General features: G+C 45.0%; 18 protein-coding genes. 8 read left to right on the plus strand and 10 right to left on the minus strand.

The features are described from left to right. The first annotated feature begins 49 nt into the window (after positions 1–49). The 3 genes from ACRBG0_RS01595 (at position 50) to ACRBG0_RS01605 (ending at position 1291) form a co-directional block, all read left to right on the plus strand. Positions 50–367: an ArsR/SmtB family transcription factor gene (locus ACRBG0_RS01595; protein WP_020536571.1), complete on the plus strand. Its 318-nt coding sequence runs from the start codon at positions 50–52 to the stop codon at positions 365–367. 84 nt (positions 368–451) lie between these two features. Continuing rightward, positions 452–835: a DUF7009 family protein gene (locus ACRBG0_RS01600; protein WP_431485182.1), complete on the plus strand. Its 384-nt coding sequence runs from the start codon at positions 452–454 to the stop codon at positions 833–835. A 15-nt stretch (positions 836–850) separates the two neighbouring features. After that, positions 851–1291, plus strand: a complete 441-nt coding sequence (locus ACRBG0_RS01605) for a hypothetical protein (RefSeq protein ID WP_431485183.1) — start codon at positions 851–853, stop codon at positions 1289–1291. A 224-nt stretch (positions 1292–1515) separates the two neighbouring features. On the opposite strand, the gene ACRBG0_RS01610 is transcribed toward ACRBG0_RS01605, so the two are convergent. The 6 genes from ACRBG0_RS01610 to ACRBG0_RS01635 form a co-directional block, all read right to left on the minus strand. Further along, positions 1516–2910: an NAD(P)(+) transhydrogenase (Re/Si-specific) subunit beta gene (locus ACRBG0_RS01610; RefSeq protein ID WP_431485184.1), complete on the minus strand. Its 1395-nt coding sequence runs from the start codon at positions 2908–2910 to the stop codon at positions 1516–1518. 4 nt (positions 2911–2914) lie between these two features. Beyond that, positions 2915–3226, minus strand: a complete 312-nt coding sequence (locus tag ACRBG0_RS01615; protein ID WP_020536567.1) for an NAD(P) transhydrogenase subunit alpha — start codon at positions 3224–3226, stop codon at positions 2915–2917. A gap of 57 nt (positions 3227–3283) precedes the next feature. Continuing rightward, positions 3284–4366 (minus strand): Re/Si-specific NAD(P)(+) transhydrogenase subunit alpha, encoded by a 1083-nt coding sequence (locus tag ACRBG0_RS01620; protein WP_431485185.1) that lies wholly within the window; start codon positions 4364–4366, stop codon positions 3284–3286. 123 nt (positions 4367–4489) lie between these two features. After that, positions 4490–5683, minus strand: coding sequence for an NAD(P)/FAD-dependent oxidoreductase (locus ACRBG0_RS01625; protein WP_431485186.1), 1194 nt, complete (start codon positions 5681–5683; stop codon positions 4490–4492). Between the two features lie 13 nt (positions 5684–5696). After that, positions 5697–6461 (minus strand): DUF1641 domain-containing protein, encoded by a 765-nt coding sequence (locus ACRBG0_RS01630; protein WP_431485187.1) that lies wholly within the window; start codon positions 6459–6461, stop codon positions 5697–5699. 181 nt (positions 6462–6642) lie between these two features. Next, positions 6643–7302, minus strand: coding sequence for a peroxiredoxin (locus tag ACRBG0_RS01635; RefSeq protein ID WP_431485188.1), 660 nt, complete (start codon positions 7300–7302; stop codon positions 6643–6645). 244 nt (positions 7303–7546) lie between these two features. On the opposite strand from ACRBG0_RS01635, the gene ACRBG0_RS01640 reads away from it, so the two are divergent. From ACRBG0_RS01640 to ACRBG0_RS01650, 3 genes are all read left to right on the plus strand, one after another. After that, positions 7547–8029 (plus strand): Crp/Fnr family transcriptional regulator, encoded by a 483-nt coding sequence (locus tag ACRBG0_RS01640; protein WP_431485189.1) that lies wholly within the window; start codon positions 7547–7549, stop codon positions 8027–8029. Between the two features lie 112 nt (positions 8030–8141). Then, positions 8142–8522 (plus strand): DoxX family protein, encoded by a 381-nt coding sequence (locus tag ACRBG0_RS01645; RefSeq protein WP_431485190.1) that lies wholly within the window; start codon positions 8142–8144, stop codon positions 8520–8522. A gap of 141 nt (positions 8523–8663) precedes the next feature. Beyond that, on the plus strand, positions 8664–9671 hold the full coding sequence (locus ACRBG0_RS01650) for an LLM class flavin-dependent oxidoreductase (RefSeq protein WP_431485252.1): 1008 nt from the start codon (positions 8664–8666) through the stop codon (positions 9669–9671). Between the two features lie 156 nt (positions 9672–9827). Here ACRBG0_RS01650 and ACRBG0_RS01655 read toward each other — a convergent pair whose 3' ends face one another. The 4 genes from ACRBG0_RS01655 to ACRBG0_RS01670 form a co-directional block, all read right to left on the minus strand. Continuing rightward, positions 9828–11237 (minus strand): MBL fold metallo-hydrolase, encoded by a 1410-nt coding sequence (locus ACRBG0_RS01655; RefSeq protein WP_431485191.1) that lies wholly within the window; start codon positions 11235–11237, stop codon positions 9828–9830. A gap of 122 nt (positions 11238–11359) precedes the next feature. After that, entirely contained in the window at positions 11360–12118 is a 759-nt protein-coding gene (locus ACRBG0_RS01660) for a LytR/AlgR family response regulator transcription factor (protein ID WP_431485192.1), read from the minus strand. Then, positions 12099–13169, minus strand: a complete 1071-nt coding sequence (locus tag ACRBG0_RS01665; RefSeq protein WP_431485193.1) for a sensor histidine kinase — start codon at positions 13167–13169, stop codon at positions 12099–12101. The genes ACRBG0_RS01660 and ACRBG0_RS01665 overlap by 20 nt, the downstream gene beginning before the upstream one ends. A gap of 156 nt (positions 13170–13325) precedes the next feature. Further along, on the minus strand, positions 13326–13724 hold the full coding sequence (locus tag ACRBG0_RS01670) for an NUDIX hydrolase (protein WP_431485194.1): 399 nt from the start codon (positions 13722–13724) through the stop codon (positions 13326–13328). A gap of 450 nt (positions 13725–14174) precedes the next feature. Here ACRBG0_RS01670 and ACRBG0_RS01675 point away from each other — a divergent pair, with 450 nt between their 5' ends. Then, positions 14175–14768, plus strand: a complete 594-nt coding sequence (locus ACRBG0_RS01675) for an RNA polymerase sigma factor (protein ID WP_431485195.1) — start codon at positions 14175–14177, stop codon at positions 14766–14768. Positions 14769–14785: 17 nt separating this feature from the next. Next, on the plus strand, positions 14786–15493 hold the full coding sequence (locus tag ACRBG0_RS01680) for a tetratricopeptide repeat protein (RefSeq protein ID WP_431485196.1): 708 nt from the start codon (positions 14786–14788) through the stop codon (positions 15491–15493). The last annotated feature ends 35 nt before the right edge of the window (positions 15494–15528 follow it).

The following is a 15528-nucleotide window of genomic DNA, read 5'->3' on the forward strand; positions in this document are numbered from 1 at the left end:
TATTTCAGTCAGCTTCCTGTTATGAATTTATTATCTTATATTTACAAGTATGGCAGTTGAAGCAAATATTCTGAATAGTGAAGAGGCGGAAAAATTAGAGCGAATAGCTTTTATCCTTAAAGTTGTGGCACATCCACTGCGCTTGGGTATTGTACATATCCTTGAGCAGTATCCCGAGCTTTCTGTTTCGGATATCTGTAAAATGCTGAGTAGCGAACAGTCGTTGACCTCCCATCATTTACAAAATATGAAGCTCAAAGGGATTCTCTCTTCCCGTCGTGATGGCCGTAGTATTTTGTATTCCCTCAAAGAGCGCGATGTTTCCCTCATTATTGAATGCCTGGAGAACTGTCAGTGTAATATGTAGGGATCGAATTGCCCTTTCACCAATTCCAATTATCAATACCTTAGTCTTAGCAAGAGCTATCTAATTCAAACCTCGCTGTAACCTATGAAGCTGCGTATTTTGGACAATTCTCTGCGCCTCCGCTTATCCCAAGCAGAAGTAGCGCAATTGGCCGCATCACAAGAGGTACTTGCTGCCATTCATTTTCCTACAAGCAATGCCTTACATTATCGTATAGTTCCTTCTGATGATGCAAAAGAAGTAATGCTTCGTTATGATCAGGACGGGATTACGGTGACGATTCCTGCCACACAGTTAGCAACTTGGGCCAATAGTGATGTTGTCGGTATTTCAGCTACCAATAATTTGCAAAATGAGGATACTGTCCGCATTCTAATCGAGAAAGATTTTCAGTGTCTGACTACTCGCACTCACGAAGATGAGTCTGGGCTTTTCCCTCATCCCAAAGATGGAGAAGTAGCTTGTTAATAAAAGACATGTTATATGCCATTGACTAGATGCATCGATCAGTCCCATAATACCTTGGTCGAATTCTATGAAAAGCTACTAGAAAATGAAAGTTCAACCCTTTCAAGCAGAGCAAAAGATATGCTAGGCTTGATTGTTGAACTGGACATCTTATTCAAAAATATAGCTGTTTATGCCTTTACTTCTCACGCAAACTTGCAAATTGTTTCAGGGAGTTATACGCATGATCAAGTAGGAGTATCTGTCTCGGCTTATGGATATCAAGTAGGGTACGTCATAAGGTATGTTATGCCACAAGAAGATAATCCTCCGTGGGAGGATGCCATGATAGTAGGAGAGGCAAAAAGTTTGAAGCTGGCCGTAGAGATGATCGTTATTGCTATGCTTCGATCGAGTCTTTGGAAAGGAAATGAGAAAGCTGAAAAATTCCTCCTGTCACATATCAAAGAGCAATAGCATAGATCAGAACACTAAATGCTGGCTTCTAAAAGTTAACCTCTGTCAAGGCCATAAACTTTAATTCTTATTAAGTTTACTAATATTTAACCCCTGCCGAGGTCTGCTGAAATACTTTAGTTTGGATATTTGATAACCATAAAAGAAACGCTGTAGACTCTGGCCGCGCTACGCGAGGCACACAATTTTGAACACACTCCAATAATCAGCGAGCTCAATTTCAACTACTGATTTTTCACTTCAGTCACTAATTTCTGCAATGAGTCTTTGGCATCGCCAAAAAGCATTTTCGTTTTTTCGTGGAAGAAAAGTGGATTTTGAATGCCTGCATAGCCTGGGCGCATACTCCGTTTGAGTACAATGACCTGCTTGGCGTTCCAAACTTGTAGGACGGGCATACCGTAAATAGAACTTCCTGGATCGTCTTCGGCAGAGGGGTTGACTACGTCGTTGGCACCAACGATGATGACGACGTCGGTATCTTTAAATTCGGCGTTGGCTTCGTCCAGGTCTAACAGTTTATTGTAGGGGATATCTACTTCTGCCAAGAGTACGTTCATGTGTCCTGGCATCCGGCCTGCTACCGGGTGAATGGCGTACTTTACTTCTACCTGGTTGGCTTCCAATAATTCATCAAGCTCTTTACAGGCTTTCTGGGCTTGAGCTACCGCCAAACCGTAACCAGGAACAACCATTACTTTTTGTGAGTAGTACATATGTATGGCCAAGTCAGAAAGTGCCACTTCTATCACACTTTGATCGCCACTAGTGGTTTTGCTGGCTCCTCCGCTGGCACTAAAACCGCCGATGAGGACATTAAATAAGGAGCGATTCATGGCATTACACATCAATACCGTAAGGATGGTACCGGATGCGCCTACCAGGATACCGCCCACCAGCATGATCTGATTTCCATAAATGAGCCCAGCAGCAGCAGCAGAAAGTCCGGTAAAGGAATTAAGTAAAGAGATCACCACGGGCATATCTGCTCCACCGATAGGGGCCACAAAAGATAAGCCATAAATGAGTGTCAATACTGTAAAAAGGACAAGTACCCCGGTGGTCAGTTGCGTAGGAAATAGGCAGAGGTAGGCCATGAATGCGACCAGCCCCAGCAAAAAGATGCCGTTGATGAGACTGTGACGGGGCAAGGTGATTGTTTCATCCCACACTTTGCCATCTAGTTTGAGGTAAGCCAATATACTACCGGTAAAAGCCACTCCGCCAATAAATAAGGTGAGTAACAGGATGAGTATCTCGTTAGTGGACACACTTTGCGCTCCGCCTACGATTCTGTACAATTCCAGGCCGCCAAGTACTACCGCACTTGCACCACCAAGGCCATTAAAAATAGAAACCAACTGCGGCATGGCGGTCATCTCCACTTTTGTAGCTGCGCGCCAACCAATGAGGGCACCGATGAGCATGGCTCCGAGTATCCAAATGAGGGTGCCATTGCCACCAGGGGTAAGTAGGGTTGCAACGATGGCAATGCCCATTCCAATGGCGGCGAGGCGGTTGCCTCTTTTTGCTGTATCAGGTGAACTGAGACGGCGCAGCCCCAGCACAAAAGCCAGCGCGCCTAGCAAGTAAGCTAAATTGATAACTGCTCCTAACATGGGTCTAGCTTTTCTTTTTCTTAAACATATCCAACATCCGATCCGTAACGGCGAAACCTCCCACTACGTTGATCATTCCCAGTACGATGGCTATGGAGCCACCCGCCAGTAGCAGCCAGTCGTCTGCTGCAGCTTGCTTTACCAGTAGAATACCCCCGATAATGACCACCCCACTGATCGCATTCGCACCCGACATCAGTGGGGTATGCAAGACGGTAGGCACTTTGGCAATGATCTCAAAGCCCAAAATAATGGTAAACAAAAGGAGATAGAGCATCAGTAAATGCTCATTGAAAAAGGCAATAAGCTGATCCATAAAGGGAAGATTTAGTATTCGTCGTTACTTAGATTATGGTATCTTTTTTTCGTAGAGCTACTTAGTAATAAGTGTGCTGCTGACGATTTCGTTATTTTCATCAATGAACAATTCGCCCTCTTTTATCAATAGTTCCAAGAGGTTGAAAAGGTTATTACTGAAGAGTTCACTGGCATTTTGAGGCATTTCTTTGGCCAAGTCTGAGTGACCTAAAATGGTAACACCTTCGTGAACGATGGTCTTTTCGTCCTGGGTAAGTGCGCAATTGCCGCCGGTAGAGGCTGCCAAGTCAATAATGACCGATCCCGGCCGCATCTGACCCACCGTTTCCGCTTCTACAAGTACGGGGGCTTTTCGCCCTCGAATCTGAGCCGTGGTAATGACTACATCTGCTTGGCGAGCGTGCTCCTGAATAAGTGCTGCTTGTTTTTTCTTAAACTCTTCGGTTTGTTCTACCGCGTAGCCACCCGCGTCAGCATCATCTTGTGCTCCGGCTACTTCGACAAAACGTGCTCCAAGGCTTTGAACTTCTTCTTTTGCTGCTGCCCGAACATCAAAAGCTTCAACAATAGCGCCAAGCCGTTTGGCGGTAGCAATGGCTTGCAAGCCGGCTACACCAGCACCAATGATTAATACTTTAGCGGGCTTGATACTTCCCGCAGCAGTAATCATCATTGGAAAGAAACGAGGCAGAAGTTGGGCTGCCGCCAGTACCGCCTGGTAGCCAGCAATAGAAGCCATTGAGGACAGTACATCCATCCTTTGAGCCAGGGTACTCCGTGGGATCATATCGAGGCTGAACGCCTGCAATTTATGCGCTTGCAAAAAGCTGACGACCTCTTTATCAAAGTAGGGACGAAATTGACTGACGAGAATTTTTCCGGCAGGGAAGCCAGCTAAACGTTCCCGTACAGGAGGGTAAATACTGAGTAGAATATCTGCCTTAGCGATTACTTCCGCTTCCGCTATACAGGTAGCTCCTGCTTGTTGATACATTTCATCTGAGAAGCCTGCATTTTGCCCAGCAGCGTTTTCTGTCAGGACTTTGGCGCCTAGTCCAACCAGTTTTTCTACGTTTTTGGGAACCAGTGCTACGCGCTTGTCATTGTGCTCCGCCAGGATGCCAAATGTTACACTCATCGGTTGCAGTTTTGTAATTTACTAATGCATAATACGAAAAATGGTAGATACTTCCCATTTTAGAAGCACCTACCATTTGTATCATTTTACGAAAGCAAAATTATCAAGGATGGGAATCAAGGGTTAAAATTCCCGACCGCGTAGCATTCCGTGCCAATATATTTTGGGCAAGGCGTAGGCTTTAAGCGCATACATACTGTAGCGTTCTTCCGCCTGGTTGAAGGGGAAGCTTTCCATCGGCTCTTTATTATAGTCGAACTCCGCCAGTATGAGGCTGCCATAGCCGGTCACTAGTGGGCAGGAGGTGTAGCCATTATAAGATTCAGGTAGCTCACTACCAGCTAAGTAGGCCATCACGTTGGCAGTAGTTGTAGGAGCTTGCTTTCTGATCGCTGCGCCTGTTTTAGAGGTTGGCAGGTTGCTACAATCTCCTAAGGAGAAGACATTAGGGTAGCGTACATGTTGAGTGGTATGCATGTCTACTTCTACCCAGCCGGTATCTGCTGCCAAAGGGCTGTTTTTGATGAAATCCGGGGCACTCATCGGAGGTGTCACGTGGATCATGTCGTAAGCTTCTTCCGTTTCCTCGCCGGTTTCTAAGTGACGAAATATCGCCTTCTTTTCCTCAACTTTTAAAGCTACTAAGTCGGTATTCCATACTCGGTCAATACCATAGCGATCGGCTACTTTTGTGAGAGAATCAGCGTATTTTTTTACTGCAAAAATACCAGGGCCACCCTTGATGAATTTTTTCTTAACCTGGTTACCAAGGCCATTGCGGCGCCAGTGGTCAGATGCCAGGTAGGTTATTTTAATCGGGGCACCGCCACATTTAATGGGCGTAGAGGGGTGGGTGAAAAGGGCAGTCCCTTTCTTGAGTGCGCGGATATTTTCCCAGGTGCTTTCGACGGTGTCGTAGGAGTAATTACTACATACGCCTGTTCCTGGCTTACCGATACTTTCCTTCAAGCCTTTTATAGCACCCCAATTGATTTGAATACCAGAAGTAACCACCAATACATCGTAGGTGTGGGTAGCTCCGCTGGCCAGGGTGAGGCTATTGTTGTCGGGGTCAAAAGTAGCAACGGCATCTTTGATCCATTCTGCTCCTGGCGGGATGTAGTCGGCTTCTTTCCGTTCGGAAACTTCTTTAGGGAAAACACCAGCCCCTACCAGGGTCCAGATGGGTTGGTAGTAATGTTTTTCACTGGGGTCAATGATAGTGACTCCGGGAGGGTTAGACTGGTTGCGGAGCATAGCTCCAACGGTAATTCCTGCGGAACCTCCGCCAACGATGAGTACTTCGTGATGTGCCATTATATGTTAATTGTTATAGTTGTTTACCTAAATGTTTTAAGAAATTGAGGGAGAAGCCTAGTGCTTTCTGCCGGTCTGGATCGCGCAGCGCTGTGAGCATACCAAACACTCCTACCTTAGTGGGCGGTTCTGCTTGTGTTTCTCGCATGGCACTGCCAAACTGTGCGGCCCATTCTACCATCGTTTCTGGTTCGAGACCGTTTTCCCGGGCTTGTCGCATGCCTTCATCTAGTGTGTCCATGCCTATGGCAATCAGACCCGGTAGCTGGTCAGCGAAAGCTAGCGCGCCACTGAGTTTGTTAACCATCGTTGGCTCGGTGAGCTTTTCAGCCAATTCAAGGGCTACGCCCAGGCGTTGTTCTATGCTCACGCCACGGTTATCTGCCTGTCTGTAGGCTTCATCGGCCATGTCGGCAGTCATTGCTATCAGGCCCGGGAGTTGGTCGGTAATAGTGAGGAGGTTGTTCAGCTTGTCGACCATAGCAGGAGCTGTAAGTTTTTCAGCTATCTCAAGTGCTCCTTTTAAACGCGTTTCTATATTTATTCCGTTTGCATCGGTACGTCGGTAGGCCTCGTCGGCCATGTCAGCGACCATCGCTGCCATACCAGGCCCTTGGTGCATAACCTTTGCCAGGCCGCTAACAGCTTCTTCAACAGTGTCTAGCCGAGCCAATATTTTGTCTAGTGCTAAAAGTGTTTTTTCTTCGGCCAGTCGGGCTTTTACCTGCTGGCCGGCAGGGGTTTCTTCCCAGAGGGCAGGACTTCCATTTTTGCTCATATGTTTTCTTTTCTGGGTTTAAAATGGTCTTTTATTTGGAGTTATATCTATTAATCAATATACAATTATATGAAACTATTTTCATGTTTTAAAATAAATGAGATCTAAATCTTCCTATAAGCAAGTAGAACCAGCAGGCTGATAGATTTTTAAATCTATACAAGCCCGCTGGAAACTTCTACTAATTAGCTGTACTTAGCTCTTTTTTGGCGAGATAAAAATCTACTTTTTCGTAGGACGTATTCGCGATGCGTTCGTCCATTTCTACCAAGGTTTTGGGCGGAGGTACAATCGCTTTATCGCCAGGTTGCCAGTTGACGGGGAGGGCACATTTGTGCTCGTCGGCTGTTTGCAGGGCGATAAGTGCGCGCTGTATTTCTGCCATGTTTCTGCCCACATTTAGTGGATAGTACATGATGAGCCGCATAATTCCCTTGGGGTCGATGATAAATACGGCCCTCACTGCCGCCGTTGAACTTTCTCCAGGGTGTAGCATACCGTAGAGGTTGGCTACCTTCATATCCAGATCGGCGATGATTGGGAACTGCATATACACCTCTGTTTTTTCTCTCACATTATTCACCCAGGCGAGGTGAGAGTGTATACTGTCGATACTGAGGCCAATGAGTTTGGTGTTGCGTTCAGCAAACCATTGCTCTTCAACGGCAAAGGCCGACATCTCTGTTGTACAGACAGGCGTAAAGTCTGCCGGGTGCGAAAAGAGGATGACCCAGCTTCCCTTATTGTATTCTGAAAGCTGAAGTTTTCCAGTGGTAGTGATTGCTGTGAAATCGGGTGCTGGTTCCCCAATCCGAGGCATGCTATTTATGGTTTGTTCCATTGTTATTTGGAGTTTGATTTTAACGATGGGACTAAGTTAAGGAGTCCAATATCGGCGTTCAGTAATGTGGGTCACAGTTGCTTTTTTTTATGGGGATTATTTGGAACGTCAACTTATCTTTTTCTAATACTGTTCGATGTTTTAGGCGCTTGATCTTCAAGACAAGCTCTTACTTCCTATAGCAGGGATCAAATTATTTACCGTGCTGGCTAAAATATTATGCTGGGCGTGTCAAAAGAATAGCATGAATACAATTCACTTAGCAAAGGGAGAGGTCGTTCAAAGGAGCGGTGATCTTTATTCCAAGGTTTATGTAGTGAAGAAGGGCTTGCTGCGCAGCTATGCTATTGATGAAAAGGGGAAGGAGCATGTTTTTATGTTTGCCCCTGAAGGATGGATCGTCGCAGACAATCAACCACCATCTGTACCTTGTGATTTGTTTATTGATGCGTTAGAGGACTCCGTTGTAAGCGTATTGACAAAGGAATCGGCCAGAGAAAATGTTGATATAGATGCTATAATTAAGCGTGTCTCCGTTTTGCAAAAACGGATCATTTTGTTGATGAGCGCACCCGCAATTAGGCGTTATGAGGACTTTGAGGCCACTTATCCTGATATTATCCAGCGGGTTCCTCAAAAGATGATAGCTTCTTATCTTGGTATTACTCCCGAGGCTTTGAGTAAAGTGAAAGGAGAGCGAAAGCATGGGAGTAAAAACTCGATTTAATACCATTCGTTGTGCACGTCTATTTGCCTATTTCTTAATCTATATTAATGCAGATTCTTGATTAGAAGGGGATATTTGTCGACTTAAATAATTTGACAAAATCAACCATAATATGTCACGTCTACACAATCCCGCTATTGGGAAGACCCGTAAAATTGCTGGGTATATTTTATCTGTTTTACCTTCCTTATTAATCGCTTTTGCAGGAATTAGCAAACTAGCTGGCCTGGAAGAGATGGTGAAGAATATGGAAAACATTGGTTTGGGTGAACTGACTCAATTTATAGGATTCTTGGAAATAGCTTGTCTTATCCTCTACTGGATTCCCAAAACGAGCAATATTGGCTTCTTTCTATTGTGTTCTTATACAGGGGGGATTATCGTAGCAGAGTTGATAGGCGGAGGTGTTCCTGTTCCTGGAATTGCAGTTGCTACCCTTTTTTATATTGGCACTATGCTTAGAAAACCTGAGTTGTCTGGTTTAGACTTATAAATAAATAATATCGGCTTCTGCCATTCTACTGAGTTTCTACGTTTATTTTAAAAGCGATAAGCTAACAAGGGGGGCTTAGTACCTTTCTCAGCTTGTTTTACGAATATGTATCTTACGATACCAATATAGAAAAGAAAGATGATAGAAGTAGGTATCGACAGTTTTGCTGCCAACCCAGAGCGCGGGAAAATAAGTAAAACCCAAGCTGTAGCTGAGCTTTTGGACCGGATGGAACGTGCAGATCAAGCTGGTTTAGCTGTTTTTGGTATAGGAGAACACCACCGCAAAGACTTTTTAGATGCGGCTCCTACCATGCTTTTAGCCGCTGCTGCAGCAAGGACCAAGCGTATCCGGTTGACGAGTGCGGTAACGGTGCTGAGTGCTGCCGATCCGGTGCGGGTTTTCCAAAATTTTGCCACCTTGGATTTGATTTCCAACGGTAGAGCTGAAATTGTTGCGGGCCGTGGGTCGTTTACCGATGCTTTCCCCTTGTTTGGATTCAAGCTGCAAGACTATGATGCCGTTTTTTCCGAAAAGCTTGAGCTGTTGTTGAAAATCCGTGACCAGGAAGAAGTGACCTGGTCAGGGAGGTTTAGACCGGCGCTGCAGCAACAGCCAATTTACCCCAGGCCCGTTCAGGCTTCTTTCCCGATCTGGTTGGGAGTAGGAGGTACACCAGCATCTTTTGCAAGAGCCGGCACTTTGGGTTTACCCCTGATGGTGGCTGTAATTGGCGGAGAAACGCATCGATTCCGACCCTTGGTAGATTTGTACCGCCAGGCTGGTACCGCAGCTGGCCATGCACCTCAGCAATTAAAAGTAGGCTTACACTCCTTGGGATACGTAGCTACTACCCGTGAGGAAGCAATTGCCGATTACTATCCGGGCTACGCAGAGCTATTCACTAAAATAGGGCAGGAAAGAGGATTTGCACCAGTAACCCGAGCAAGGTTTGATGCCCAAAATGGTCCATCTGGAGCTTTGTGTGTAGGGAGCGCGGAAGAGGTTGCTGAAAAAATACTGCGTCATTCGGAGGCGCTGGGAGGAATCTCTCGCTTTACTTTTCAAATGGATGTGGGCATTCCTCACGAAAAACTGATGAAATCGATTGATCTTATTGGCGAAAAAATAGTACCGCTACTTGCGTAAGCATTAGAGCTGAAATAAGGTGGATCACCTTGTTTTTATACGCTCACTAAGAAAATATCGAGTGATTGATTTAAAAAAAGGGAGTGCCACGTAATCGTAGCACTCCCCATTTTTGGAAAACCTATTTAAATGTCAAATCTACCTTGACACCTATCACTATAACTCAGTCACCTGCTCCACGTACTCGGTACGCTCGAGATCAGTTTCGGTGAGGGCTTTGTAGCCTCCTTTTATATTTACCACCTGATCAAAGCCACGGGCTTTGAGAATAGAAGCGGCAATGACCGAACGATAACCGCCAGCACAGTGGAGATAGTACTTCTTGTTGCGATCCAATAAGTTCATCTTGGTGTTGATAAAATCCAGTGGGAAGTTGATCAATCCCTTGATGTGCTCTGCGTTGAACTCACTGGCCCGGCGTACATCCAGGGCATTTTCAATATTATCAAATTGCTCGGCAAACTCGGTCGCGGTCAATTCTTCAATGGTATCTACTTCTTCGCCAGCTTTCTGCCAAGCGGCAAAGCCTCCTTCTAAAAAGCCAACGGTATTGTCATAACCTACTCTTGACAGGCGGATCACTACTTCTTCTTCCTTGCCTTCGTCAGCAATAAAGAGGATCGGTTTTTTTAGATCGGAAATCAGCGTACCTACCCAAGGAGCAAAGGTATTGTCGAGGCCAAAGTAAATTGAGCCAGGAATGAAGCCTGCGGCAAACGCATCAGGTTCGCGGGTATCGATGACCAAGGCTTCTTCTTCGGCCCAAGCTGCTTTGAACGCGCGGACACTAAGTGCTTGCACACCCCGTTCGCGGACGGTGTCGATGCTTTCGTAGCCCATTTTGTTCATCACCGCATTTTTAGGGAAATACTGGGGAGGAGCAACTAACCCGGTAAGGACTTCTTTGACAAACTCTTCCTTCGTCATGTCTTCCCGTAGCGCATAGTTGAATTTCTTCTGGTCGCCGAGGTAGCCCCAAGTGTCTTTGCTCATTTTCTTGCCACAAGCCGATCCGGCACCGTGGCCAGGGTAAACAATCACTTCGTCTGCCAGTGGCATGATCTTGGAGCGTAAGCTGTCAAAAAGAAAGCCTGCCAAATCTGCTTCGGTAATCTCACCTTGCTTGATGGCGAGGTCTGGGCGGCCAACATCTCCTAAGAATAAGGTGTCGCCGGTGAAGATGGCGTAGTCTTTACCATTTTCGTCACGTAATAAAAAAGAAGAACTCTCCATGGTATGCCCTGGCGTATGCAATACCTGGATGGTTACATCACCAACTTTTAGAATTTCACCATCGGTAGCAATGTGTGCATCGAAGTTGGGTTGGGCAGTAGGTCCATAAACAATAGTGCCTCCTGTCTTTTTAGCTAAATCAAGGTGGCCCGACACAAAGTCAGCATGGAAGTGAGTTTCCAAAATATACTTGATCTTGGCGCCATCCGCGGCAGCTCGTTGCGTGTAAGGTTCTGTTTCGCGGAGGGGGTCGATGATTACGGCCTCGCCTTTGCTTTCGATATAGTAAGCGGCTTCTGCCAAACATCCGGTATAGATCTGTTCTACTTTCATAGCAATATTGGTTATTTGATTATGCTACAAAATTAGGGTAGAGTTAGGCCTTGACGTTGTGAGCTTTATCACACAGGTTGGTGATGTTTGTCAGTAAAACAAGGTGATAAATGTCAATGCGCCTATTGGTCAAGCCAAGCCTTGAAAGCTTTAACCCTGTCTCGACTAACGATATTCTCCTGTTCTCCGAGGCTAGGGTGAAGATCAATCTTGAGGCGATGGCTGAACCAACTGTGAATTTGACGAATGGCTTGTAAATGGACAATTTGCCCACGATTAATACGAAAGAATTCTTGCGGAGCAAGCTCTCCCTGTAGCCGATCAATGGTTGAATCGATAACAAAACGCTTGCCCTGCTTATCAATGGCAAAGGTGATTCCTTCGTCGCTATAGAGGTAAGCGATGTCTTTTACCAGCAAATAGCCCAAGGATTTACCTTGTTTGGTGAGGAAGCGTTGGCGGTAAGCATCTCCTTGATTGATTTGGAGATTGGCAATTAATTCCTGCCATTGGGTAACTTGTGGTTGGTAATACTGACCGTATTTGTTTAATGCTGCTTGCAACTCCTCTTCTTCAATAGGTTTGAGGAGGTAGTCAATACTATTCATTTTGAAAGCCCGTAGCGTATATTGATCAAACGCGGTTGTGAAAATAATGGGCGCACTGATATTGACGTGTTTGAAAATATCAAAGCTTAGCCCATCGGCCAATTGAATATCCATGAAGATGAGCTCAGGACTAGGGTTTTGTTGCAACCATTGGACTGATGCTTCAATGCTATCTAGTGTGCCTAATATTTCTAAGTCAGTGATGAGGTTATTCAATAAGCCTTGCAGGTATTGAACAGCTCGGTATTCGTCTTCAATAATCAGCACTTTCATACAAGGAGGATTTGTTAGGGTGGATGAGGGGGAGAGTGACGGTAAAGTATTGTTCACTTTCCTCTACTTTGATATCTTCTTTGGAAAAATAGGCGTAACGCCTGCTGATGTTTTCCAGCCCGGCTTGGGTAGAATCCAGTACTTGGCGCTTGCGCTGGAGGTTGTTGCGGACGACCAGGTGCAAATGCTCATTGACAAATACTTCGATAAGTAAAGGATGTTGTTTGCTGATGATATTGTGTTTGATGGCGTTTTCGAAAAGAATCTGCAGGCTCAGGGGAACAATATGGTGTTGTTTAAAGACACTATCAATCGTAATTTCTACTTCGAGGTTACCCTGGAAGCGCTCTTGCTGTAAGAAGACATAGGCATCAATAAATTTTAGCTCTTCCGCAAGAGGGATGAGTGGAGAGGTGCGGCTTTCTAAAATATAGCGATACACTTTTGATAAACGTTGCAGGAATCGTTTGGCAAGCTCCTGGTCTTCACTCACAATATGCATGAGTGTATTGAGGCTGTTAAAAAGAAAATGTGGATTTACCTGATTGCGGAGACCATCCAGCTCGGAGCGAATCTGCGCCTGGCGTGCCTGCTCTCTTTCTGTTATTGATGCACTAAGTTGGGCATAAAAATAGATGGCTTCATAAAGCGCGATAATAGTAAAGGAAACAAAGTAAGTAGTGAGGTAGGCTTGATAAATATTGGGATCGTAAGCATCTTTCATTTGGCAAAGGTGAAAGACTGATACCAGTGTAATATTAACGATAGGGACTAGGCAGATATAATAAATCAGCATTTTTTTGATGCGAATCTTAATCTGAGAAAAAAGCGGGAAACGCTTACGTAAGCGGATCATCAATGTCCGGAAAAGGACCCAAAAAGAAAGAGTAAAAAGGAAAGATTCTTGCCATTCATGCCGAAAAATTTCCCAGCCATCCCAAGGGTACAGCTGGAAAAAAATCTGCGGAATAAAGAAACTGAGCAATGGTAGCCCAATTAGCGCAAGATAAAAATCATTAAACCCAAGATGTTTGAAGGTATTCTTTTGCATAAGCTTTGCCTGAGTTGAGGCGAACCAGACAAAAATAACAATTGGAGGCCAGTGCCCCTATTTAATTCCCGCGGATGGTCGTTTTTAAAGGATGAATGGTAATCTAAAGCTCCAAACTCCATCCAACCATCAAACAACCAAACCATCCAACCAAAATTACCAACCCAACTTTTGCAACGCCAGCAGTGTGATGTCTAGGGAATAGAAGGCGCTTTCATCGTGCTGCATCCATTCCTTAAACTCGGCCAAAGGAAGGGTGAATACCTCTAGAAATTCGTCGACATCGCCGCTAGGGGCTTGTGTTGGCGTACAATCGGTGGCCAGGAGGCAAATTCTTTTTTCGGTACTATATGCGGTGCGCAATGTGCGCAAGTATTGAATATTGCCGGCTTGGTAGCCTGTTTCTTCCAGCAGCTCACGCGCAGCGGCTTGTTCGGGGCTTTCATTCGTATCAATATAGCCTTCACAAAAACTACTAAGAACTTGCTCCGGCCCTGGGCGGAACTGACGAACCAGGATAGCATCGCGGTTTGCTGTAAAAGCAGCAACCACCACATAAGCACCATTTTCTATTACATCGTATCGCGCTCCTTACCATCTGGTTGCAGGAAGGTACGTACGAGCATACTGCGCCAGCCTTGGTAGGCGTATCGTTCTTTGATTTTTTGCCAGGGAGATGGGGACATGAAGGGGGAGTTGATTTAGCGTAATAAACGCAGGAAGTGCTTAGTTGTTGACAAAAAAGAGAGAAGAGGCCGGTGCTGTAGCACCATACCTCTCCTCAAAGACAACTGTAATCACTAAATAAAACGGGCTGCTATTAATTTGCCTACTAAATATCTATTCTAAATAATGGCGCTAATAATTGAATTATAATGTTCTTCCTTTGTATAAGATTGAAAAAGGCAAAACGTGACATTTTTAGCCTAAAAAAAATATTTTTCACTTTTTATGTCACGTTTTGCTATTTCTGAGCTTATATAAAGGAACACGGACAACTGTATCATGAAAAAAACATCCAGCGTAAAAATTGGAAGCGAAATGAAAAGTAAAAATTTCGGCCTTAGTCGATCCGCTTTTCAGGAGCTTCTCAAAGCATTGAAGGAGGGCGACGACGATCTGTATCAACAGATTTTTTTGGCCCATTTTGAAGACTGTCTTAATTTTCTGAAACGTCAGTATAAAGCCAGTCATCATGATGCCTACGACGCTAGTATGGATGCCCTGGTCGCTTTTTGCGATCGATTGAAAAAAGAGCGTATTCAGTACGGAAATCTGCGTTTTCTGTTCACCCGAATGGCTGGACAGTTGTATCTGAAGAAAACAAAAGATGATAGCAGATTAACGGAATTGACATCAGAATGGGATGTGGTAGATGAACCCGATGGGGATGTGCCCGCTGATGTAATGGATACCTTCAATGATGCCTGGCCCCGGCTAGGTAAAGGGTGTCAGAAATTGCTAAAATCATTTTTTTATGACCAGAGAAAATTGAAAGAAATCGCAACACAACTTGAAAAAAACGAAGCTACAGTGCGCAAGCAAAAGCAGCGTTGTATGAGTAAGTTGCAGGAAATATTTCAAACACTCTGTCAATAACCAAATCCGCGTTTCTTATGAAATTATTTGAAAAATACCGAGTTAATAACATCAACGAAGATGAACTCAGTACCGTGACCCAGCAACTGATAAAGCAAAAGTTTGACCGTGAGCTAAGGGACAAAATGACTTATCGCCTCCAAGAGGAATATGGCATTACTCGAGGAATGGCGACTAGCGGCCGGATCTCAGGAAGAATGATTCTACGCTGGAGCCTTAGCGTTGCGGCGGCACTACTGATAGGTATTGTTGCATGGCAAGTCGTTGGTGATCATTCACCAACTTACCAGTCACTTACCAAGGAGTATCTGGCTACCTATTATCCGAATAATGAACTCAGAAAAGGAGCCACCGAAATTTCTAAAAAGAGAAGTGAAGCCATTGCTGCCTATAACAAGGAAGATTTTGAAACTTCAGCTCGATTACGAGAAGAAGTGGTTGTTCTGCCGGGAGCTAACAGTGAAGATTATTTTTTCCTCGGAGTCAGCTACCTCTATCAGACCCCATCAAAAGGGGAGAAAGCCATCGAACCACTACTGAAAGGATTGGCAGATCCTACAAGAACTAGCTTGCTGGAAGAAGAAACCAAATGGTACCTGACACTGGCCTATGTGCAAGCCGGACAATTTGCCCCCGCTCGTGAATTATTGGAAGAAAGAATCCAAAAGGGCGGCTGGAATGCTGGTAAAGCGAGTGATTTACTCCATAGTTTACCGCTAGAATAACCTCAGTGTCGGTGTAGCCGACCTTGTTCATCATT

It is taken from the genome of Lewinella sp. (assembly GCF_050633125.1).
Lineage (GTDB): Bacteria > Bacteroidota > Bacteroidia > Chitinophagales > Saprospiraceae > Lewinella.

Bases quoted from the DNA above. Each gene is read 5' to 3' on its own strand.
- ACRBG0_RS01655 (WP_431485191.1), bottom strand. From the start codon at position 11,237: ATGAAAGTAGAACAGATCTATACCGGATGTTTGGCAGAAGCCGCTTAC.
- ACRBG0_RS01640 (WP_431485189.1), top strand. From the start codon at position 7,547: ATGAATACAATTCACTTAGCAAAGGGAGAGGTCGTTCAAAGGAGCGGT.
- ACRBG0_RS01595 (WP_020536571.1), top strand. From the start codon at position 50: ATGGCAGTTGAAGCAAATATTCTGAATAGTGAAGAGGCGGAAAAATTA.
- ACRBG0_RS01630 (WP_431485187.1), bottom strand. From the start codon at position 6,461: ATGAGCAAAAATGGAAGTCCTGCCCTCTGGGAAGAAACCCCTGCCGGC.
- ACRBG0_RS01625 (WP_431485186.1), bottom strand. From the start codon at position 5,683: ATGGCACATCACGAAGTACTCATCGTTGGCGGAGGTTCCGCAGGAATT.
- ACRBG0_RS01615 (WP_020536567.1), bottom strand. From the start codon at position 3,226: ATGGATCAGCTTATTGCCTTTTTCAATGAGCATTTACTGATGCTCTAT.
- ACRBG0_RS01665 (WP_431485193.1), bottom strand. From the start codon at position 13,169: ATGCAAAAGAATACCTTCAAACATCTTGGGTTTAATGATTTTTATCTT.
- ACRBG0_RS01680 (WP_431485196.1), top strand. From the start codon at position 14,786: ATGAAATTATTTGAAAAATACCGAGTTAATAACATCAACGAAGATGAA.
- ACRBG0_RS01600 (WP_431485182.1), top strand. From the start codon at position 452: ATGAAGCTGCGTATTTTGGACAATTCTCTGCGCCTCCGCTTATCCCAA.
- ACRBG0_RS01675 (WP_431485195.1), top strand. From the start codon at position 14,175: ATGAAAAAAACATCCAGCGTAAAAATTGGAAGCGAAATGAAAAGTAAA.
- ACRBG0_RS01645 (WP_431485190.1), top strand. From the start codon at position 8,142: ATGTCACGTCTACACAATCCCGCTATTGGGAAGACCCGTAAAATTGCT.
- ACRBG0_RS01660 (WP_431485192.1), bottom strand. From the start codon at position 12,118: ATGAAAGTGCTGATTATTGAAGACGAATACCGAGCTGTTCAATACCTG.
- ACRBG0_RS01605 (WP_431485183.1), top strand. From the start codon at position 851: ATGCCATTGACTAGATGCATCGATCAGTCCCATAATACCTTGGTCGAA.
- ACRBG0_RS01610 (WP_431485184.1), bottom strand. From the start codon at position 2,910: ATGTTAGGAGCAGTTATCAATTTAGCTTACTTGCTAGGCGCGCTGGCT.
- ACRBG0_RS01620 (WP_431485185.1), bottom strand. From the start codon at position 4,366: ATGAGTGTAACATTTGGCATCCTGGCGGAGCACAATGACAAGCGCGTA.
- ACRBG0_RS01635 (WP_431485188.1), bottom strand. From the start codon at position 7,302: ATGGAACAAACCATAAATAGCATGCCTCGGATTGGGGAACCAGCACCC.